This window comes from Spiroplasma endosymbiont of Lonchoptera lutea (genome assembly GCF_964019715.1).
In the GTDB taxonomy this organism is placed as follows: domain Bacteria; phylum Bacillota_I; class Bacilli_A; order Mycoplasmatales; family Nriv7; genus Nriv7.
The window spans coordinates 1,207,244-1,229,094 of record NZ_OZ026463.1 but is presented as its reverse complement, the minus strand read 5'-3'; the positions used below and the strand labels follow the sequence as shown (position 1 = coordinate 1,229,094).

Sequence of the window (21,851 nt, the reverse complement as noted above, 5' to 3'; positions counted from 1 at the left end):
AGATGAAATTTTGCAAATGAATAATAGAAAAAAATAACCATTTTATTGAATTAAATCGCACCTCATTTTTAATTTTATGACATTGGGGAGCAATTTGATATATTTACAACGGTTATTTTAAAAACATTGTAAGCTATTTATTTTTAGCAGGTTGTATTTTAATTTTTCTTTTTAAAATAAGTAATTTAACACAAATTAACAAAGTTATTAATTTCTTAAAAAACTCACCATTAAATATTGTGATTGGTTCATTAGGAACTGGAAAAACCGCTTTTCTAGCGTACGCATCAAAATTACTAAAAAAGAAAAAATATCACATCGCCTCAACATTTCCATTACTAAAAACCCAAAAATTAAGTTTAGGACATATGGGATTATTAGACTTTGATTATCCGGTATTGCCAGACAAAACATTACTGCTATGAGATGAAACCAATTTATTTTTAGAAGGAACCGATTGAGAAAAAAATAATACCAAAAACGAAGAAACCGGTATTCAAGAATATTTCGCTCTGGCACGCCATTTTGGTCATATTGTGCTTGCTAGCGGTCAAAGAGATAAACATATTTGAGTTAAAGTTCGTGATATTGCCAATAATGTGATTGTGGGAATTCGTAAAAAACCAGTTAATATTTTTCGCCCCTACTTAAAAGTCATCTATGGTACCTTTACGAGCATTGAAGAATATGAACGCTGACGAAACACCTTAATTGATGCAAAAAATAGCAAAAAAGGTCGCCGTATTAAATATCGTGATATTCCTGAACTTGATATTTATTTTTTTAAATTAAAAATTCCTTTACCAATACTTAACACTTACAATTCTTTTTACCTAGCGTTTTTAAGAGATTACTTAAATTCAAAAGTAAATCCTGACTATGAAGACAAATACTATAATGACACAGCAATTGATTTAGAAGACTTAGAATACTTAAAAATGGATAAATTTAGCAAATTTTTAAGAAAAATGAAAGAAAAGGAATAATAAAAAATGGAAAATCTCGCAAAAATGGCCGACTTTCTCGCCCAAATGCTTTATAAAGTTTTTGATTTAATTTGAAGTCTTGAAGTGCCGGGAACAAATATTCAACTAATATTTCCTTTATTCTTAACACTGGCTGTAGAATTTCTTATGGCAATTATTCTTGGATTTGGTAGTCAACAAGTTAATTTAGAAAAACAACGCCAATATGCTGTTAAAAATAAGGGGCGTTTAAGTGTGTGAGGAAAAGCTAAAAAACAAATAAAACCAATAAAAACAAAACAAGGTAACTAAAAATGTTTAAACTAATTATTATTTTTATCTTAATAACTGTGCTTGGGTTATTAGTTGGTAGTCATTTTGAAACTTTAACGAACTATATTAGCGAAGGTCTTGCTAATTTCCAAAAATTTATTACCAGCAATTTAACAATTTTAGAACTGTTTAAACCAATGGCACGAACATTTTCGCAACACCCAATTTTTACTATTCTTGGCGTCACTTGTGTACTTGTTGCTTTATTTATTGTGATTAAAGGTAGGTAAAAAATGAAGAAATGAACTAAAAAACAAGAATTAAAAAAATAGAGAATGACAAATTAGAAAGACAAAGAAAGGAATTAATAGTTAATTATGTTAAATTCTAATTTATTAAATAAAATTAATGTTAATGATGAATGATATACACAGGAATATGCTGTTAAACCAATTTTAGAATTTTTAAAACCTAATAGTACTATTTTATGCCCTTTTGATAAAATTGATAGTAAATTTGTATGTGTTTTAGAAAGAAATGGGCATAAAGTTTGGAATAGTCATATTGATGATGGAATTGATTTCTTTAATTACATTAAAAGTGATGTGGATAGATATGATTATATTATTTCTAACCCTCCGTTTAGTAAAAGAAAGCAAGTAATAGAACATTTATTTAATTTGGGCAAACCGTTTGCGATGTTAATACCATTAGTAAGTATTGCATTAAAACCAATTAGAGAAAAAATAGATCAGTGTGAGTTATTAGTTTTTGATAAAAGAATAAAATTTATTACTTATAATGGTATAGTTTGCAAAAATCCACCAAGTGAAACTGCTTATATTTGTCATAATGTTTTGCCTAAGCAAATTGTTTGTAGAAAATTAAAGGAGTTTAAAAATGAAAGAAAAAATGCCATTAAAATTAAGAATTAAAAATTCTTTTAAAAAGCAGTGGTTAAAAATAGTGTTAAGTATCATTTTTATCTTTATAAGCTTATTAATTTGTGCATTAACAGTAAGCGATGCTAAATGAATAACTGGAACAAGTGACGAATTTAATAATTTTATGAGTGAAGAAATGGTTAAATTCTTTGGCAAGTTCAATAGTGGTATTATGCTCGCAGGAATATTTGTTTTTTGATGAGGCGGAGCAATATATTTTGCACTTAAATTTGAAAAATTAATTCGCTTGATTGTTCAGAAAATTAAAGCAAAAAGAGCCTTGAAAAATGAAATCAAACAAACTCATTAATTCTTTAAAAAAATATTGATGAATAATACTTAATTACATTATATTCATATCTTTAAATATAGTTTTATTATTACATACAGATATTGAAAATTTGCAACAATTTATTAAAAATTTTGGAGCAATTGGTAAGTTAATGATTATAGGTTATTCATTAGTATGAGTAACCATAACAGAAATAGCAAACTGCTTAATTCGTTTTATATTAAAAAAGATTAAAGCTAAAAGAATAATGAAAAATAAAATATTTTAAAAAGGAGCGATAAAAATGTTTATGAAAATATTTACCGTGTTAATTATTAGTTTCCTGAAATGTAAAATTAAAAAGGACACTTATATAAAAAACAAATTGTGTTAATTCTATAATTAAGAAAAGAAAGGAATTAGCACAATGTATAAGTATCTGACTATTGAATCAATAATAGCAATAAAAGAATATAAAAGTTATGGATTTTCTATTCGTAAAATAGCAAAAGCAATTGATTATAGTAAATCAACTGTACACAGAGTTTGTAAATTATTAAATCAAAACTTATTACCATTAGAAATATTGAATCAAGTTCAAAAAAATAAACAAAATGCAGGTAGAAAATTAATAATTTTAACTTTAACAGAAATTAATACTATCAATCATTTGTTAATTACTAAAAATTATGCTCTTGATATAATTGCTGATTTTTTAAAGAAAAATAAAATAAAAAATATTTCAACAAAAACTTTATATAACATGTTTAAAACAAATCGAATGGGTTTTGATGAAAAAAATTTATTGAGAAAAGGCAAAAATAAACCTCATAAACAAAAAGAAACTAGGGGCAGAATTAATAATTGTAAATCTATTCATGAAAGAAATTTAATCATTCCAAATATTAAAAATATACAAGAATTTGGCCATTTAGAGGGAGATACTATAGTTGGTAAAGATCATAAAAGTTCTATTATTACTTTAGCTGATATATGATCAAAAACCACAATTCCTTTGAAAACTAAAAATCATAAAGCAGAAAGTATTACACAAAGTATAATAAAATTTATTTCAAAATTAATACCAGGAACAATTAAAACTATTACTTTTGATCGTGGTAAAGAATTTAGTAAATGAAAATTAATTGAAAAAAATTGTAATGTTAAAATTTATTTTGCAGATGCCGGAAAACCTTGTCAAAGAGGTTTAAATGAGAACAATAATGGTATTTTAAGAAGATATTTACCAAAATCTACTGATTTATCTTCATATAAACAAAAAGACTTAAATTCTATAGCATTTCAAATTAATTCTACACCCAGAAAATCATTATCTTATAAAAGACCAATAGATTTAATACAATTATTTTAAAAAACTGTCCCATTTATATTTACAATTCAGGTTTCAATAACATTTTTACCATTCCACAAAACATTAATAATGACAAATCAACAGCACAATCACTAATTAGAAGTAAAAGGCAAAATAATGAATCATACGAATTAAACTTAAAAAAATCAAAATTAACACTTAAATCATCAAAAGATGATAACAGCAAGTGAAATCAAAAATGAGAAATAAAAGTTAATGTAGAAAATGAATTTATTCCCAAAAACTTGCCTCCACGAATGAAACTTAATGATTGAGAATTTTATGTTGACAAAAATGACAAGATCACACTGCCAATATTAAAATCATTAGAATATGATTTAAATTGAGAAAAAAACAGTGAACCAAGATATTGAGAAAATAAAGATTTTTTATCATATCAAAATAAAAAATTAAAAAACATAAAAATGAAAGTACAAGAATGAGATAAAAATGAAAGATATGCCAAATGAAAAATATTAGAATTTAACGCACAATCAGAAATTAAACCCTCGACTGATATTGATTTACCAGAAAAAACCACCAAATTTGATGGCAACTATAACTATAACGATGTTGTTGATAATCTTGATTACTTAATGATTCACCGTGGTGATTTTGATAAATTTAATTACTCGTATCTCTATTGAACGCCCGTATTTAATTTCATTGACACCCTAGAAAAAGGTTATTACAAAGAATTTACGATTAAAAATTATGGCTTTAAAAACGAGAGCTATTTTTATCATAAAACTTCTAGTGATAAAAATGTAGTAAATGAGAATGTTTTGAAAATTAAGGCATTTAACAAAACTCTAATTGCTGGAAATAAGTATTTACAATTGCTACACGGTGAAAATGAAATCTGAAAATATGGCACTACGAATTCTAACGATTATTACCTAATTAAATATCTTTTTGGTACCTTAAATTACCTCAATGTTAGATTTAGTTTTCTACGCTATGACCCCGATTTAAAAAATGATATTTACCTATATTTTAAAAACAACATTCCTAGTATTAACAATAGCGATTACAAAAATGTTTTTAACGAAATCTATGAAATTCTTGGCAATTTCTTTGCTAGTTTATTTTATGCGACTTTTGATATGGACGAAAAAACTCATACCGAAATTGATTTTAAGGGTGTAGAAAACTATAAGAAGGATTACTTTATTCAAATCGGTTTCTTTTATCGTTCATTAATTACCTTTTATCCCAAAAAATACTTAGTAAATATTATAGGAAACTCAGAATTATTACTAAGAAGTTATTTCTTTACTTTTGACAAAAAAATGCACCAAGATAATTACAATGCTATTAACAACACCAATAGCATTTATCAAATTGATTTTAATGTCCTTAAATCTTATGATAATAAACTCATTGCCTTGCCAACCAACAAAACCGCTAACAGTATTAATTATCTAAATACCGATATTGATATTCGCTATGGTATTAACATTTTTACCTTAACTTTTCCACTTTATCACAAAGGGAATATCTCTAACTACAATTTTAAAATTTATGACTTTAATGTATTAAATTCAACAGCCTTTATCCCTGATGGCTCAAATAACAGTGAATGAGACGATTTAATTCCACCAGCAAATTGCAAATATTCTGGACGATGAATACCAACCTTTAATGATATTGGTTGTGCCATTCAAAATGCTGGTATCAAAATGATAAACTGAATACTCACAGCTTCACAAATCATCACGATTTTGCGACCGTTAGCAATTATTGCAAAAGCAACAGTTAACTTTTCAACCGCCATTTTTCCAGTTTTTAAAACGGTACCAGCTTTTTACTATACCTTTCAATTTTTAATCGGTTTTGCCATTTTTCTAATGATATTAAGAATTTTTGTATAATTATATATATATATATATATTAGACTTGGTACATAACTATAACATTTTATGTATATTAGACTATAAAATTCATTTTTATCTTTGTATTTATCTAACATTTGTGCTTCACCTAGGAAATAATATTATCAAAATAGTAGATAAAATTAAAGGTTATGTACCAAGTCTATTGAAAAAATAAAATGAAGGAGTTAAATTTATGAAAATTTTAAATATAATAGCTCTTTTGGGGCTGACAACATTGCCAATAGTCGGGTGTTCTAAAAAAGAAAATAAACCAATATTACAAATTAAGAATGAGTCATACGACTTAAACTTAAAAAAATCAAAATTAACACTTAAATCATCAAAAGATGACAACAGCAAGTGAAATCAAAAATGAGAAATAAAAGTTAATGTAGAAAATGAATTTATGCCCAAAAACTTGCCTCCGCGAATGAAACTTAATGATTGAGAATTTTATGTTGATAAAAATGACAAGATTACAATACCGATATTAAAATCATTAGAATATGATTTAAATTGAGAAAAAAACAGTGAACCAAGATATTGAGAAAATAAAAATTTTTTATCATATCAAAATAAAAAATTAAAAAACATAAAAATGAAAGTACAAGAATGAGATAAAAATGAAAGATATGCCAAATGAAAAATATTAGAATTTAAAACTGAATTTAATTAAAATAATTAAACTGTTAAAATCGCTACCCCAAAATGTAGCTTTATATGACGATACTGCTCTTAAACAATTTTTTCATTTTTTCTATTTTGACAAAATAAAAAAGCAGTATTTAAATTTAAATACTGCTTTAGTAAAAATATTTTTAATCTTAATTTAAATAATTAACAAATATATTAAAATTAAAATTTGAAGTTAGGTTATTCTACATAACACATATAAGAAATATTTTTCTCTTTTAATTAATAATGTTAAATTTTATTCTATTCCTAGTCAATCACCTTCAGTGTTGGTTATAATGACAAAACCATCATTTTCATTATCTAATATTTCAAAATAACCATTTATTTGTTCAAAATGAAGCAGTATTACTTTTACGAGAGTATTGAAATCTTCATTTGTGACACTTTCGCCTCAGCCAGAATGGTCATTTATAATAAATTTATTTTTAATAATTTTAGTAATGGTTGCTTGTGAATTTTTATTTTGTTTAATTTCATTTCATGTATTTTTGTTAATTTTAATTTTTAATTGATCAAGGGCTAGAAATTTATATCATTTTTCAATGTTATCATAAACATTATGATGAATTGAAGTTGGCAACGCAATATCAGATGTTGCATGATGATGAAAAGTCAAATACATTCATGTTCCGGCAATTGCCAATCCTCCAATCACTAAGGATAGGCCTAGGGTTTCCGGAGCCAGAGCGGCAGCAGTACCAGCTTCTCCGGCTATAACTCCGCCTTCAACCGCCGCTGTTTCGGCAACAGTAATTGTTTCTGCGGCGGCCAAGCTTTCTGTTGTGCTTGTTGATAAGAGCGGGGCCATTTCCATTGCTTCTGCATTTGTAACACCAGTAGCGGCGGCGGTGCCACTAACAGTTATTTTGGTTCCATAAGCTGTTAATGCACCCCCACTTAAAGCTGCTAATCCAGTATTTGTTAATTTTTCTTTAAAAGTTTTTTTATCGTTTTCCGGTAATGTTTGATAATAACGATTAATTTCATTTAATTTTTTTAATTTTTCTTCTTTTGAAAGAGCGTTGTATTGATTTATTGCCTCAGCAGTTGTTGTTTGTAAATTCTCAATATTTGTACTGATGGATTGATTTCCTGCCGAGGCATTTTGTTTTATTTCGTCTTTATTGTTTTTAATTAAGTTAATTTCTAAATTTTCATCATTTTTTAAACTATCATCTTCTGTTTTTTTATCTACAAAATGATATTCATCTTTTTGCAATGGGGTTGTTGCTGGTTCTGGTGCTTTGGCAATATTATTACCTTGATTAGCATCATCATCATTATTGTTGTTGGCCAAATTGGCGTGGTATTGACCATGATCATCAACTGCTAATTTAATTGCGTTCGCCTCTGGTTTTGGCGTGATTGGTAGTAAATTATCTGGTCTCTTGGTTATATCAACGACCGGGGCATTTCCCTGATTGTCATTAATAACAATAAGGTGATTTGTTTGATCTTCTTCTGGTGTTAAAGCAAAATTATAATGATTGTTAATACCCGAACCTTTTTCAAGCTCAACATAAGATATCGCGATGTTATTATTATTTGCATTTTGATGCACGGGTTGATAAGATCCGTCATTATTTACACTAATGTTAGAATTTAAAATATTACTCATTGCTATTATTTCTGGCACCCCACCCCACGATGAAGATTGCCGCATTCTTTCTAAGTAGTTAGAAGCAACTTCATTATTTTCTTGAATAAGATTTCTAAAAGTTGGTGCTTGGCTTCTATTAGAATTGTTTTGAATAGGATTATCTAAATTTTTTTCAATATAATCCTCAACACTATTACGAAAAACATTTGTGACTAAATTATTTACTATTACATCTTTATATCATAATTGATTTAAATTTCTATTATTTATTAAATCATATTGTTGTAGTAATTTTTGAAGATGTAATATATTTTTTAAATTTTCTTCACCAAATAATTGAATGAATCTTGCTCTAAATTCTTCATAATTATTTCGGACCGGCAATAAATAAGCTGTTGCCACAGACCAAAATAAACAACTATTATCTGCAGGAACATCATATAGATTATTTTGATGTGTTGGTGCATTTAAATTATTTTGTCCTATACCAGCATTATATTCATATTCTGTAATTGTTTTTTGTGTATAAATTGGCGTATATATTTTTTTATCAAGTGTAACATACAATAATTTTTTTAATTTATCCTCAGATTTTTTTAAATTGTTATTAATTTTTGTTTTTTGTTCATTAATTTTTATCTTTTTTAATTGTTCATTTAATGATTCTATTTTATTTTTTAAATTTTTAAAATTTTTAAAAAGATTCTCAATTTTTATATATTTGTTATATTTTGAATAAAGTAAAGGAGTTAAACCATTTTTATTTTGAAGATTAACATCCGCATCATTGGCAAGCAATAATTTAACGATTTCAATGTTCTCTTCATTTATTGCATAGTATAAAGGAGAAAAATCATTTTCATCTTGCATATTAACATTAGCTCCTTTATTAATTAATAATTGAACCATTTCTTTATTGTTGGTACTTATTGCATAGTATAAAGGAATTAAACCATTTACACCGTTATTAACATTAGCACCTTTTTTAATCAATAACTTTACCATTTCTTTTTTATTGTTTAGAATTGCATAATGTAAAATAGTTGCACCATCTGATGTTATTTTAATGTTAACATCAGCATTATTATTAATTAATAATTGAACCATTTCTTGATTATTTTCTTCTATTGCAAAATGTAAAGGAGTTAAACCGTTTTCATCTTGCATATTAACATTAGCACCTTTTTCAATTAATAATTGAACCATTTCTTTATTGTCTAAAATTATTGCGTAATATAGTGGGGTTAAACCATTCTTAGTTATATTTTTAATATTAGCTCCTTTATTAATTAATAATTGAACCATTTCTTTATTGTTGGTACTTATTGCATAGTATAAAGGAGTTGCATCGTTTTCATCTTGAAGATTAACATCAGCACCATTATCAATCAATAATTCTGCTATTTCTAAATTATTTATATTTTTTGAATTTAAACTTATTCAATGTAAACATCCTATATTTAGATAACTTTTATTATTAATTTTATTTTTAATGTTTTTTGATTTTAAAAGCACTTCCACCACTTCTTTTTTGTTTTTTATAATTGCATAATGTAAAGGTGAAATAAAATCATTATTACAATCTAAAACATTAGGATCAGCACCATTATCAATCAATAATTTTACTATTTGAATGTCACCTGTATCTATTGCATTCTCTATTGCAAAATGTAAAGGAGTTAAACCGTTTTCATCTTGAAAATTAACATCAGCATCATTATCAATCAATAATTTTACTATTTGAATGTCGCCTGTATCTATTGCATAATATAAAAGACTTAAGCTATTTTTATATTGAGGATTAATATCAGTAGTACCAGCATCAATATTAATCAGTAATTTAGTTAAATCAAGGTTGCGTTGTAAAATTGTTACATGTAAAAATTTAAAACAACCAAATTCTATTTCTTTTCAGTTTTTTAATGGAAATAATTTATCTAATCTTTTTTTTCAAGTAATAATATCTTTTTTTATACTAAGCAAAAAAATAATAGCTTGTTTATTATCTAAATCATATTTATTTATTTTTTGAATTAAATTAGTTTCTTGTGCAATTTTTAAAATTTGTTTTATTTTCTCTACATTATTATCTAATATTTTTGTTAGAAATTCGTTTACTTCATATTTTGAATCATTAATAAAATTAAAAATTTTTTTAAATTCATTTAATTCATTTCAAATTTCTATTCTAAATTTATTGAATTGTTCTGAATATTTTTTTCAATCACCCCTTAATTGTGATGTATAATCTTTTCAATTTATTTTTTGATTTTTAATAAATATTTTTTCTTGAATATTTATTAATATATTTTGACTCTCAGCTATGATTTTTTTTAATGCCAAATTGTAAAGTTAAGTGCAACTAAATTATTTTTCTAACCAAATATTCGATTGGCGAAAGATAATTTAGTATTTTTCTTGGTCTTTGGTTTAAAGACAATATAAATTTATGAACTGCATTTTTAGTAGTGTTTGAAAAATTAAATTTTTTAGGAAATTTTTCTCTAATTAAACCATTAGTATTTTCATTAGTACCTCTTTGTCAAGGTGAATATGCATCAGCAAAATAAATTTTCACATTTAAATTTTTTTCAAGTTGTTGTCAATTAGCAAATTCTTTACCCCTATCAAATGTTATAGTCTTAACAAGATTATTTGGAAGAATTGATAAATAATGACTAATATTTTTGTTAATAACTTTAGTAGTTCTATTTTCAACTAATATTGCTAAAGTAAATCTTGATGTTCTTTCAACTAAAGTTATTAAACATGATTTACTTTTACCTCGTGATGATACTACAGTATCACCTTCTCAATGGCCAAGAGTTATGCGATTATTAACATTTCGTTCTTTAATGGATTTACCATTAAATTTACCCCGATTTTCTTGAGATTTTCGTTTCTTACCTTTTCTTCTTAAATTTTTACTAGTAACCTTTTCAAGTAATCCAGAATAAATTCAATTGTAAATTGTTTTAAAACTAATAATTCATTCTTGATGAAAATTTTTAATTCTGCCATAAATTTGTTCAGGCGATCAACCTAATAATAATTTTTGTTGTACATATTTTACTAATTCTCTATTTTTAAATTTATGAAAATAAACATGTAATTGTTTTCTATTTTCTGCTTTATTTTGTGCAATTAATGAAAAATAATGATTATTATCTTTATTTCTATTAACTTCTCGATTAATAGTACTAATACTTCGATTAAGATTTTTAGCTATTTCACTAATTTTTACTTTAAATTTCAATTGATTCTCAATATAAATTCTTTCATCTATGCCAAGATGTTTGTATCCCATATAAAAACTCCTTAAATTTACTTTTTCTAAAATAAACTTAGCATCATGAAATTTTTATATGAAATCTTTTGCAATTTTATTTACTTGCACTTACAAGTATAATTCAGCTAATTCATTGGTATTTTTAATTTCTGCAAAAATTTCTAAAGTTTTTTCATCACATTGAAATCTCATAGCTTCACTTGTAATAAAAATCATTCTTACTAAATCATCTTTTATTGATTGATTTTGTTGTTTATTATGATAATTTGTTAAATTTGTAATTGCATTATTTAAAGTATCTTTTGAAATAATAATATCTTTTCCTTTATCGAGTTTTCCATTTTCTTTTATTACAACATTTAAACCGTCACTTGTATATGCTCCTGTATAATTTAAATTAATATTTTGACAATTATATTTTTTAATTACTGATTCATTTAAAGCTTTAATTTTTTTTTCTTCATCTTTTAAATTTTCACCTTGTAAATTATTAATTTTTTTATTTAAAGAATTTAATTCATTATTATAATTTAATTTTTTAATTTTTTTTTCTTTTTCTTTAAGTGGAATAAGTTCATTTTTTTGTTGTAAATATTCTTTTACTTTTTCTTCATTAAATAAAAGTTTGTTTTCTTTTAAATTATTTAATTTTTCCTTTAAATTATTAAGTTTTTTGATTTCTTCTTGATTATGTTGTTTTATTTTTTCTAAAAGTTCATCATCAAAATAAAAATATTGATTTTGATTATTAATAAATCCCAGTAAATAAAGATTATTTAAATTAATTACTAATTTTATCCTTTTATTATTACTATTTTTTAATGTTAATATTAGTATTTTTTCTTTGTTATTTTGTTGTTTTTTAATTCAATTAATCATTTTAGGATCTAATTCTTCTAATTTAGAAATAATTGTTTTATTATCAAGTTCTTTGCTTATAAGTCCGCCCATATTGATACTTCTTAATGGATCAATATATTTTTCATCAATCAGTTCTTGTAATATTTTTTTAATACCTTCGGAATAATTTTTATCCAGAGTAACTTCTTTTTCAATAATATCAATTTGATTATCTGAATTTGATGAAAATTGAGATTGTTGTTCATCTTGTATTTTTGGAGTATTTGAAATATCTTCGTTGTTTTGTCTTTTACTTCTTTGGAGATTTTCTAAATTATTTGTTTGTGAATAATTAAGCTCACTATTTAATAATTTAGTTTTTGTTCTTTGTTTTCGATTAGGAGCAGCTGCAATCACGGTCGGCAAGGCGTTGCCAGTTATTAAAATTGTTCCTAATAATCCTAAAAGTTTTTTCATTTATTAAATCCTTTACCTTTATGTCAATTTTTACTAAATTAATAAATTTTTATAGTAATCATCCCGTAAACCTTTTCTTAAATTTATAAAATTTAATTAATACAAATTAATTATAAATCATTAAAATAAGAATTTATATCATTTTTTCAGGATATTGAATACTAGTTCTAAAAAAATATTTATCATTAAAGCAGAAAAATAAGCTAACTAAACTTTATTAAAATTACTATCAAGAAAGGTAACTTATTATGTTAGAAATTAATAATAATGTAAAAACCTTAGAAAATAAGCATTGATTAAACTTATTTACAACGCATAAAAATATGTACACCAATAAATGCAAACAATTAACTAATGAATACGAAAAATTAGATGAATATTTATATAAATATCATTATCGGTTAAAACAAGGTTATAAAGTAGTTCATTTTGCATCAAGAACAATTATTACAATTTTTGGTGATGTTACTTTTAAACGACGCCGATATAAATATTGAAATCAAAAATCAGGTAAATTCGAATATGTATGTTTACTAGATAAAGAAATTGGTTTATTGCCCAAACAACGCATTTATTTTGATGTCCAATTTAAAGTTTTAAGTCTTTTGGGCGATGGTAAACGGTATCGCGATGTTTTAGATGCTCTAAATCATTGTTATATTTCAAAAAGTAGTATTTCAAATATTTTAAATAAATACAATATTGCCGAATATTTTCAATTAGCAGAAAAAGAAACTAAAACTAGAATTGATATCAAAAATAAGAATTTATATATTCAACTAGATGAAACATTTTTAGCGACATTAGATCAGAAAGTTAAACAAGACCAAAGAATTCGTTTAGTTACTTTTCATACCGGACATAAAGAAAAAAAATACAAAAATGCTCGTAGAGAGTTAGAAAATAAACGAGGTCATTTTCTAATGTTAAAAGTTGGTAAACAAATAAATACGATGGATTATCGTGATTTATTAATTAAAGAATTGCAAAAACATTATGTTAATATTAATTATGACAAAATAATTGTTTGTGGTGATGGTGCTACTTGAATTAGAGAAATTGCCAATAGTTTTGGTAATGTTAGATATATTTTAGATGGTTATCATGCTATTAAAAAATTAAAACAAACTGCATTTAATATTATTTTTGAAAATCGTAAAGTAACACTAAATAGTTGAATTAAATTATATAAGGATGGAAATCATCAAGAATTAATCAAAAACATTCGTAATGTTGCTAAAAATGAATTAAATAAAGATATTAAAATAAATTTAAGAAAGGCGAGTAATTATTTCAGTAATAATAAGCAAGGTATTCATAATCAAAATTTAGAATGAAATATTGGTTGTAGCATTGAAAGTGATGTGTCACATTTGGTAAAACAACAATTAGGATATGGGGCGAAAATATATAATCATAAAAATTTAAATAACTTATTACATTTAAGAATGGCAAATTTAAACAAATTAAATGTATTACATTACATTAATGAAAATATTAATTCAGAAATAGAAATCAGAAAAGAAATATATAAAACTTCATTATGAAATAAATATAATAACAAAAATGATGATAGTTGAATTAACTATAAAGGTAATGCTGTAACAAATAAATATAATAGATTTAAGTAAGTAAAAATATTAGTTAAAATTTAATAAAATTAATAATTTTTGTTGTGTAAAAATTCAATAATATGATAAAATGAAAAAGAATAAAAATGATAATAACAAGAAAGGCAGGGTTAGTTTAGTAATTAAATAATATAATTAGCTGATTGTTTTACTTCTTCAAAGCAATACCTAAGAAAACTAAACGCGACCTCGGTTTTGCCATTTTTCTAATGATATTAAGAATTTTTGTATAATTATATATATATATATATATTGAAAAAACAAAATGAAGGAGTTAAATTTATGAAAATTTTAAATATAATAGCTCTTTTGGGGCTGACAACATTGCCAATAGTTGGGTGTTCTAAAAAAGAAAATAAACCAATATTACAAATTAAGAATGAGTCATACGAATTAAACTTAAAAAAATCAAAATTAACACTTAAATCATCAAAAGATGACAACAGCAAGTGAAATCAAAAATGAGAAATAAAAGTTAATGTAGAAAATGAATTTATGCCCAAAAACTTGCCTCCGCGAATGAAACTTAATGATTGAGAATTTTATGTTGATAAAAATGACAAGATTACACTACCAATATTAAAATCATTAGAATATGATTTAAATTGAGAAAAAAACAGTGAACCAAGATATTGAGAAAATAAAGATTTTTTATCATATCAAAATAAAAAATTAAAAAACATAAAAATGAAAATACAAGAATGAGATAAAAATGAAAGATATGCCAAATGAAAAATATTAGAATTTAAAACTGAATTTAAAAATAATTAAACTGTTAAAATCGCTACCCCAAAATGTAGCTTTAACCTGAAATGTAAAATTAAAAAGGACACTTATATAAAAAACAAATTGTGTTAATTCTATAATTAAGAAAAGAAAGGAATTAGCACAATGTATAAGTATCTGACTATTGAATCAATAATAGCAATAAAAGAATATAAAAGTTATGGATTTTCTATTCGTAAAATAGCAAAAGCAATTGATTATAGTAAATCAACTGTACACAGAGTTTGTAAATTATTAAATCAAAACTTATTACCATTAGAAATATTGAATCAAGTTCAAAAAAATAAACAAAATGCAGGTAGAAAATTAATAATTTTAACTTTAACAGAAATTAATACTATCAATCATTTGTTAATTACTAAAAATTATGCTCTTGATATAATTGCTGATTTTTTAAAGAAAAATAAAATAAAAAATATTTCAACAAAAACTTTATATAACATGTTTAAAACAAATCGAATGGGTTTTGATGAAAAAAATTTATTGAGAAAAGGCAAAAATAAACCTCATAAACAAAAAGAAACTAGGGGCAGAATTAATAATTGTAAATCTATTCATGAAAGAAATTTAATCATTCCAAATATTAAAAATATACAAGAATTTGGCCATTTAGAGGGAGATACTATCGTTGGTAAAGATCATAAAAGTTCTATTATTACTTTAGCTGATATATGATCAAAAACCACAATTCCTTTGAAAACTAAAAATCATAAAGCAGAAAGTATTACACAAAGTATAATAAAATTTATTTCAAAATTAATACCAGGAACAATTAAAACTATTACTTTTGATCGTGGTAAAGAATTTAGTAAATGAAAATTAATTGAAAAAAATTGTAATGTTAAAATTTATTTTGCAGATGCCGGAAAACCTTGTCAAAGAGGTTTAAATGAGAACAATAATGGTATTTTAAGAAGATATTTACCAAAATCTACTGATTTATTTTCATATAAACAAAAAGACTTAAATTCTATAGCATTTCAAATTAATTCTACACCCAGAAAATCATTATCTTATAAAAGACCAATAGATTTAATACAATTATTTTAAAAAACTGTCCCATTTATATTTACAATTCAGGTTAAAAAAACGATAAATATTAACCGCAATATAGTATGCTAGTAATAATGTTAAAATCGTAAAAAACACTAATCCAAAAATACTCATTTTTCTTTTCTCCTTAATTTTCTAATTTTTAATTGTTATTTTAAATTGCAATTTTTCTTTCATTTTTTAACTCCTAATGTTTGATTTTTCTTAGTTGGTTTCTAAATCTTAAACTTTCTAATGAAGCATAATTTGCACTTTCAAAGTCTATATAAATTAATATTTTTAAATTCATAGATTGCTCCGCACATTTTGGTTTTAAAGTTATTAACTGCTGATTTTAAGTATTTTACAAATTCGGAATTTACGGTTCGATTAACAATATTATTCAAAGTATCGGTAAATACTTGTTTTCTAGTAATGGGATTTTGACAGTTATATGAGAATTGATAAGCCTTGATATTTAAGTCATATTGATTTAATGATTTTTCATTCAGAACATTTTTAGTTATATATTTGGAGCAGTATTTTACAACCATTTCATTAGTGTTTTCACGAACTCTAATATTTTTATTAATGCCATAAGGTCAAAATTGTAAAATAATTTTATGTGGTATTTTTTCGGTAATTAAAATATGAAAATGAATAACGCCTCGTTTCTGATATTCATAGGTATACAAATACTTAATATTTTTATTTTTAACTTTAAATCAGTATTTTAATTTTTTAAAAAATTTATTTAAATCACGCTTACATTTTCTAATATCAAATTCATTAACATCAGCATAAGTAAGCGTTAAGAATGTAAGTTTTTTACAGTCTCAAAAATTATGATATGCCTTCCGAATGACATTAGATTTTGCACGAATATTGCTATTAAGCAATTTTGTATCACAATTACCCTTATTTTTTAAACCGCTAGCACTACGAGTATTTGCTTTGATGCATTCTAAAGGCATAACAATATTACGAATATATTGACCATAATAAATCGTTTTCATATAAAAATCAGTTGGATTTTGAGATTGTAAATTCATATTTTATGCTCCCGTTTTAGATTTTCGCCAGTTGTGTTATTTAATCAAGTAATAGTCGGCTTCGCCGACTAACCCGCTAGCGGGCGGGGCATACGCCTTCCGCACCGCTTCGCAGACCGAAATGATTATCAATTAACTGGACAAGTTTTTTTGATTTTTTGATAATTCAATTTTTTGCAAGTTAACTATTTTGGGGGTTTTTTCAAAAGTTAATTCGCAACTAAAAAATGATTTAACATTTTCTTTTAACAGTTTATAAATTTCTTGTTGTTCTAGATTGTTATCATCAATTCATAAAGCCTTTTGTTCGCCGGTAGGCTCAAATAAGTTATTTTCATAACGCAAAAATTCGGCAGAATAACCTGACATCATAGAGCCATCTTTATTTTTAAATATTTTTCTTTTTATACTAACTAATTTAACTTTAAACATTATTTTTTAAATTCCTTTTACTTTTATTTTTTAAAATTTTTTTAATATGATTAATAAATTTTTTCTCACAAGCAACATGCAAATATCGTTTATCACTAAATAGATGTAAACACCAGCGACATATTTTATAATCTATCGTTCCTTTCAAAATTTAAAAACCCTTTTCATCGCAAGAATTACAGATTCCAACTGTATTTTTATTACCAACAACATAACTTTCGTTGTCGCATTCAATACAAAATATTACTGCCAAAAGAAAACACCCCCTAAAAGTTTGTAGAAAACAAAATCTTGTCATATGTATATGGTTTCTACAAACTCAAGGAGCGAAGCTATTGCTCTTTTAAAAGAACAATTACAAAAATATTTGGGAAAAATAAACTATGATCAAGTAAGTATTGAGGATGGAACACCAATTTCAAAAAATAATAAATTAACTTCTTTTTTTGGTGAAACAGATCTTGATTTAACTGTTAAAGTTGGTAGTTTAGATGAAGTTTCATTAAGTTTATATTTAAAAGGCCTTTCACATATATAAAACTTATATAAATTAATAATAAAATAAATAAAACACACTTTGTATAAAGTGTGTTTTTAACATATGTGATTATTTGTTTAAAAAGTCTCATAGTTTAGTGTAATTCGGTTCCACTGATGTTTCTTCGTTAATATCAATATAGATAACGATGTTGTTTTCATCTAATACTAATAAGGTTCTTGCTAGAAGTTCTAGTTTTTGGATTACTAAACCAGTTTTAATGCCGAAATCACGGTATTTGTAATCAGATATAAGGATGTGATTATTGTCTTTAAAACTTTCACAAGCTTTATTTTGGGCGAAGGGTAGGTCTCTTGAAATTGTAATTAGTTGCATATTTTCTAGTTTACTAATATTTTCGTTCATATGTTTAGTTTGGGTTAAACAAGTGCTAGTATCAACACTGGGGACAACTGAGATTACTTTCTTTTTATTGACGATATCAGTTATTTTAAAGTCTGACATATTAAGATTAGTGGCGATAAAATCAAGAGTTTCACTAATTTTAATTGGTTCTTTAATTAATTGTAAAGGTTTTCCTTTCATTTTTACTTCCATATTAGTCCTCCTTAGGGTATGTATAATTTAATTATATAAAGAAATAATGTAATATAATATATAATATAAATAATTTGATAAAGGATGAAGTTATGCAACCAAAATATTTTTATGTTTCAACGCCAATATATTATCCGAATAATGAATTGCACTTAGGACATGCGTATACAACAGTTTTAAGTGATGTTTTAGCGCGTTATAAGAAACAACAAGGTTATGAAGTATTTTTTACTACTGGTAGTGATGAACATGGACAAAAAATTGCTAAGGCGGCACAATTAGCAAATATTACCCCCCAAGAATTTGTTGATGGCATCGTTAATAAGTTTAAAGATTTATGAACAGCCTTACACATTGATTATTCTAAATTTATTAGAACTAGTAGTCAAGAACATACTATTGTTGTTGAAAAAATCTTTAATCAGTTATTAGCCCAAGAAGATATTTACTTAGATCAATATGAAGGTTGATATTGTATTGCTTGTGAAGAATTTGTTACTAAATCACAAATTTCTCGTGATAAGTTGCATTTATTATGTAATCAACAATTAAAGTTTTTACAAGAAGAAAGTTATTTTTTTAAAGTTTCAAAGTATCAAAAACAATTGTTAGCTTATTATCATCAACATCCTGATTTTATTTATCCCGAATCACGAATGAATGAAATGATTAATAATTTTTTAAGTCCGGGACTTCAAGATTTAAGTGTTACAAGAACAAGTTTTAATTGAGGGATTCCGGTTAAAGAAAATTCCAAACATATAATTTATGTTTGAATTGATGCTTTAAGCAATTATTTAAGTTCATTAGGTTATCTTTCATCAGATAATAGTGAATTTAATAAATATTGAGGCGAAAATAGTGAAATTGTGCAATTTTTAGGTAAAGAAATTACTAGATTTCATGCTATTTATTGACCAATCCTATTAATGGCATTAAATATTCGTTTACCTAATAAATTAATTAGTCATTCGTGAATCACAATGAATAATGATAAAATGTCAAAATCAAAAGATAATAGTATTAATCCATTACAATTAATTAATGAGTATGGTAGTGATGCTTTACGATTTTTTCTTGTTAATGATTTACATATTACCAGAGATAGTAATTATAGCTTACAATTATTAATTGATTCTTATAATAGTAATTTAGTTAATAATTTAGGTAATTTATTATCAAGAACAATGACAATGACCGAAAAATATTTTAATAATGTTATTCCGCAGTATGTTCCTAGTACTAATGATTTAGATAAGGCATTAGAACAACACATTCATTTAACAATTGAAAGTTATGAAGCAAAAATGGATCAATATTTAATTAATGATGCTGTTAAAGCAGTAATTGAATTATTACATTATGCTAATAAGTATATTGAAGAAAGAACTCCTTGAATATTATTTACTAATCATGATGTTAATTTAAATAAAGTTATTAATAATTTATTACAAGTTTTAAAAGTAAGTGCGTATTTATTACAACCTGTTTTAGTAACGAAAAGTATTGTTATTTTTCAACAATTAAATATTAATTACGAACAGTTAAATTTTACAAATTTAACTAATTTTCAAGACTTAGATAATGTTAAAATTAATTTGAAACAAATATTATTTCCGCGAATAAATAATAGTTAATTATTTTTAATTTAAAGGAGGATATTTTATGAAAATTACTAAAGATTCTAATAAATGGTGGTTCATTTATGAAATCGTAATTGCTGTCTTTACATTATCAGTTTTAATTTTTGGCTATGTTGAACATTTAATAACTAAAACTTGAATGCGAAGTATTGATGAGCCTTTTTCTTATACGGGTTTTCAAGGTCAATATTTTAGTTATTTTACAATTCAAAGTAATATTATTGTTTTTGTGTGATTTTTATTAGCAGCAATTTATCACTTTAAAAGTGATAAACCACTAGTTTTAAGACAAGGTGGTTTAATTGTCATCTCATTATATATTTCTATTACTTTTATAACATATATGACAATGATGCTCCCTTTTGCGGCGATAACAATGGCACCGATTACTTGATTTGAAAATATGAGTCAGCATTTAATTATTCCATTATTAGTAATTTGTTATATGTGTTTTCATATTGGTGAAAAACCAATTGTTACCTGAAATGTAAAATTAAAAAGGACACTTATATATAAAAAACAAATTGTGTTAATTCTATAATTAAGAAAAGAAAGGAATTAGCACAATGTATAAGTATCTGACTATTGAATCAATAATAGCAATAAAAGAATATAAAAGTTATGGATTTTCTATTCGTAAAATAGCAAAAGCAATTGATTATAGTAAATCAACTGTACACAGAGTTTGTAAATTATTAATTCAAAACTTATTACCATTAGAAATATTGAATCAAGTTCAAAAAAATAAACAAAATGCAGGTAGAAAATTAATAATTTTAACTTTAACAGAAATTAATACTATCAATCATTTGTTAATTACTAAAAATTATGCTCTTGATATAATTGCTGATTTTTTAAAGAAAAATAAAATAAAAAATATTTCAACAAAAACTTTATATAACATGTTTAAAACAAATCGAATGGGTTTTGATGAAAAAAATTTATTGAGAAAAGACAAAAATAAACCTCATAAACAAAAAGAAACTAGGGGCAGAATTAATAATTGTAAATCTATTCATGAAAGAAATTTAATCATTCCAAATATTAAAAATATACAAGAATTTGGCCATTTAGAGGGAGATACTATCGTTGGTAAAGATCATAAAAGTTCTATTATTACTTTAGCTGATATATGATCAAAAACCACAATTCCTTTGAAAACTAAAAATCATAAAGCAGAAAGTATTACACAAAGTATAATAAAATTTATTTCAAAATTAATACCAGGAACAATTAAAACTATTACTTTTGATCGTGGTAAAGAATTTAGTAAATGAAAATTAATTGAAAAAAATTGTAATGTTAAAATTTATTTTGCAGATGCCGGAAAACCTTGTTAAAGAGGTTTAAATGAGAACAATAATGGTATTTTAAGAAGATATTTACCAAAATCTACTGATTTATCTTCATATAAACAAAAAGACTTAAATTCTATAGCATTTCAAATTAATTCTACACCCAGAAAATCATTATCTTATAAAAGACCAATAGATTTAATACAATTATTTTAAAAAACTGTCCCATTTATATTTACAATTCAGGAATTTTAAAAGAACTGATGAACAGTTATTTAAT

The 21,851-nt window shown here is 24.4% G+C and carries 22 protein-coding genes and 1 pseudogene; 15 read left to right on the top strand and 8 right to left on the bottom strand.

Annotation, left to right across the window (positions count from 1 at the left end):
• Positions 1-2: 2 nt before the first annotated feature.
• The 8 genes from AACK97_RS06960 (at position 3) to AACK97_RS06925 (ending at position 6,378) form a co-directional block, all read left to right on the top strand.
• Positions 3-986: a hypothetical protein gene (locus AACK97_RS06960; RefSeq protein ID WP_338967675.1), complete on the top strand. Its 984-nt coding sequence runs from the start codon at positions 3-5 to the stop codon at positions 984-986.
• 6 nt (positions 987-992) lie between these two features.
• A complete protein-coding gene (locus AACK97_RS06955; RefSeq protein ID WP_338967674.1) occupies positions 993-1,277 on the top strand; it encodes a hypothetical protein in 285 nt (94 codons plus the stop codon).
• A gap of 2 nt (positions 1,278-1,279) precedes the next feature.
• Complete coding sequence (locus tag AACK97_RS06950) at positions 1,280-1,528, top strand: hypothetical protein (RefSeq protein ID WP_338967672.1); 249 nt, start codon at positions 1,280-1,282, stop codon at positions 1,526-1,528.
• A gap of 87 nt (positions 1,529-1,615) precedes the next feature.
• Positions 1,616-2,173 carry a hypothetical protein gene (locus AACK97_RS06945; protein ID WP_338967670.1) on the top strand — a complete coding sequence of 186 codons (558 nt, stop codon included), beginning with the start codon at positions 1,616-1,618 and terminating at the stop codon, positions 2,171-2,173.
• Positions 2,139-2,492, top strand: a complete 354-nt coding sequence (locus AACK97_RS06940) for a hypothetical protein (protein ID WP_338967669.1) — start codon at positions 2,139-2,141, stop codon at positions 2,490-2,492. The genes AACK97_RS06945 and AACK97_RS06940 overlap by 35 nt, the downstream gene beginning before the upstream one ends.
• A gap of 388 nt (positions 2,493-2,880) precedes the next feature.
• On the top strand, positions 2,881-3,825 hold the full coding sequence (locus AACK97_RS06935) for an IS30 family transposase (RefSeq protein WP_338966714.1): 945 nt from the start codon (positions 2,881-2,883) through the stop codon (positions 3,823-3,825).
• 257 nt (positions 3,826-4,082) lie between these two features.
• Entirely contained in the window at positions 4,083-5,699 is a 1,617-nt protein-coding gene (locus AACK97_RS06930) for a hypothetical protein (protein WP_338967667.1), read from the top strand.
• 196 nt (positions 5,700-5,895) lie between these two features.
• Positions 5,896-6,378, top strand: coding sequence for a hypothetical protein (locus tag AACK97_RS06925; protein WP_338967666.1), 483 nt, complete (start codon positions 5,896-5,898; stop codon positions 6,376-6,378).
• A gap of 255 nt (positions 6,379-6,633) precedes the next feature.
• Here the strand turns inward: AACK97_RS06925 and AACK97_RS06920 are convergent, their stop codons facing one another.
• From AACK97_RS06920 to AACK97_RS06910, 3 genes are all read right to left on the bottom strand, one after another.
• Complete coding sequence (locus AACK97_RS06920) at positions 6,634-10,341, bottom strand: ankyrin repeat domain-containing protein (protein ID WP_338967664.1); 3,708 nt, start codon at positions 10,339-10,341, stop codon at positions 6,634-6,636.
• A gap of 19 nt (positions 10,342-10,360) precedes the next feature.
• Entirely contained in the window at positions 10,361-11,305 is a 945-nt protein-coding gene (locus AACK97_RS06915; protein ID WP_338966716.1) for an IS30 family transposase, read from the bottom strand.
• 90 nt (positions 11,306-11,395) lie between these two features.
• Positions 11,396-12,604, bottom strand: a complete 1,209-nt coding sequence (locus tag AACK97_RS06910) for a ribosome-inactivating family protein (protein WP_338967662.1) — start codon at positions 12,602-12,604, stop codon at positions 11,396-11,398.
• Between the two features lie 248 nt (positions 12,605-12,852).
• Here AACK97_RS06910 and AACK97_RS06905 point away from each other — a divergent pair, with 248 nt between their 5' ends.
• From AACK97_RS06905 to AACK97_RS06895, 3 genes are all read left to right on the top strand, one after another.
• Positions 12,853-14,235, top strand: coding sequence for an Mbov_0401 family ICE element transposase-like protein (locus AACK97_RS06905; protein WP_338967661.1), 1,383 nt, complete (start codon positions 12,853-12,855; stop codon positions 14,233-14,235).
• Between the two features lie 282 nt (positions 14,236-14,517).
• Positions 14,518-15,006 carry a hypothetical protein gene (locus AACK97_RS06900; protein ID WP_338967659.1) on the top strand — a complete coding sequence of 163 codons (489 nt, stop codon included), beginning with the start codon at positions 14,518-14,520 and terminating at the stop codon, positions 15,004-15,006.
• A 120-nt stretch (positions 15,007-15,126) separates the two neighbouring features.
• Positions 15,127-16,071, top strand: a complete 945-nt coding sequence (locus AACK97_RS06895) for an IS30 family transposase (protein ID WP_338967657.1) — start codon at positions 15,127-15,129, stop codon at positions 16,069-16,071.
• Here AACK97_RS06895 and AACK97_RS06890 read toward each other — a convergent pair.
• From AACK97_RS06890 to AACK97_RS06875, 4 genes are all read right to left on the bottom strand, one after another.
• Entirely contained in the window at positions 16,063-16,188 is a 126-nt protein-coding gene (locus AACK97_RS06890) for a hypothetical protein (RefSeq protein WP_338967655.1), read from the bottom strand. The genes AACK97_RS06895 and AACK97_RS06890 overlap by 9 nt on opposite strands.
• 101 nt (positions 16,189-16,289) lie before the next feature.
• Positions 16,290-17,105: a rolling circle replication-associated protein gene (locus tag AACK97_RS06885; protein ID WP_338967653.1), complete on the bottom strand. Its 816-nt coding sequence runs from the start codon at positions 17,103-17,105 to the stop codon at positions 16,290-16,292.
• A 132-nt stretch (positions 17,106-17,237) separates the two neighbouring features.
• Entirely contained in the window at positions 17,238-17,537 is a 300-nt protein-coding gene (locus AACK97_RS06880) for a hypothetical protein (RefSeq protein WP_338967651.1), read from the bottom strand.
• Positions 17,530-17,685, bottom strand: coding sequence for a hypothetical protein (locus tag AACK97_RS06875; RefSeq protein WP_338966990.1), 156 nt, complete (start codon positions 17,683-17,685; stop codon positions 17,530-17,532). Before AACK97_RS06875 ends, AACK97_RS06880 begins: the two co-directional genes overlap by 8 nt.
• A gap of 150 nt (positions 17,686-17,835) precedes the next feature.
• On the opposite strand from AACK97_RS06875, the gene AACK97_RS06870 reads away from it, so the two are divergent.
• Complete coding sequence (locus AACK97_RS06870) at positions 17,836-18,075, top strand: hypothetical protein (RefSeq protein WP_338967649.1); 240 nt, start codon at positions 17,836-17,838, stop codon at positions 18,073-18,075.
• A 69-nt stretch (positions 18,076-18,144) separates the two neighbouring features.
• Here the strand turns inward: AACK97_RS06870 and tpx are convergent, their stop codons facing one another.
• Positions 18,145-18,633, bottom strand: coding sequence for a thiol peroxidase (tpx, locus tag AACK97_RS06865; protein WP_338967647.1), 489 nt, complete (start codon positions 18,631-18,633; stop codon positions 18,145-18,147).
• A gap of 92 nt (positions 18,634-18,725) precedes the next feature.
• Between tpx and metG the strand changes: the two genes are divergently transcribed.
• The 3 genes and pseudogenes from metG to AACK97_RS06850 all read left to right on the top strand — a co-directional run bounded on the left by metG (position 18,726) and on the right by AACK97_RS06850 (position 21,787).
• Positions 18,726-20,270 (top strand): methionine--tRNA ligase, encoded by a 1,545-nt coding sequence (metG, locus tag AACK97_RS06860; RefSeq protein ID WP_338967645.1) that lies wholly within the window; start codon positions 18,726-18,728, stop codon positions 20,268-20,270.
• Positions 20,271-20,298: 28 nt separating this feature from the next.
• Positions 20,299-20,817: a hypothetical protein gene (locus tag AACK97_RS06855; protein WP_338967642.1), complete on the top strand. Its 519-nt coding sequence runs from the start codon at positions 20,299-20,301 to the stop codon at positions 20,815-20,817.
• A gap of 25 nt (positions 20,818-20,842) precedes the next feature.
• Positions 20,843-21,787 (top strand): annotated as a pseudogene (locus AACK97_RS06850) (IS30 family transposase).
• Positions 21,788-21,851: the final 64 nt, after the last annotated feature.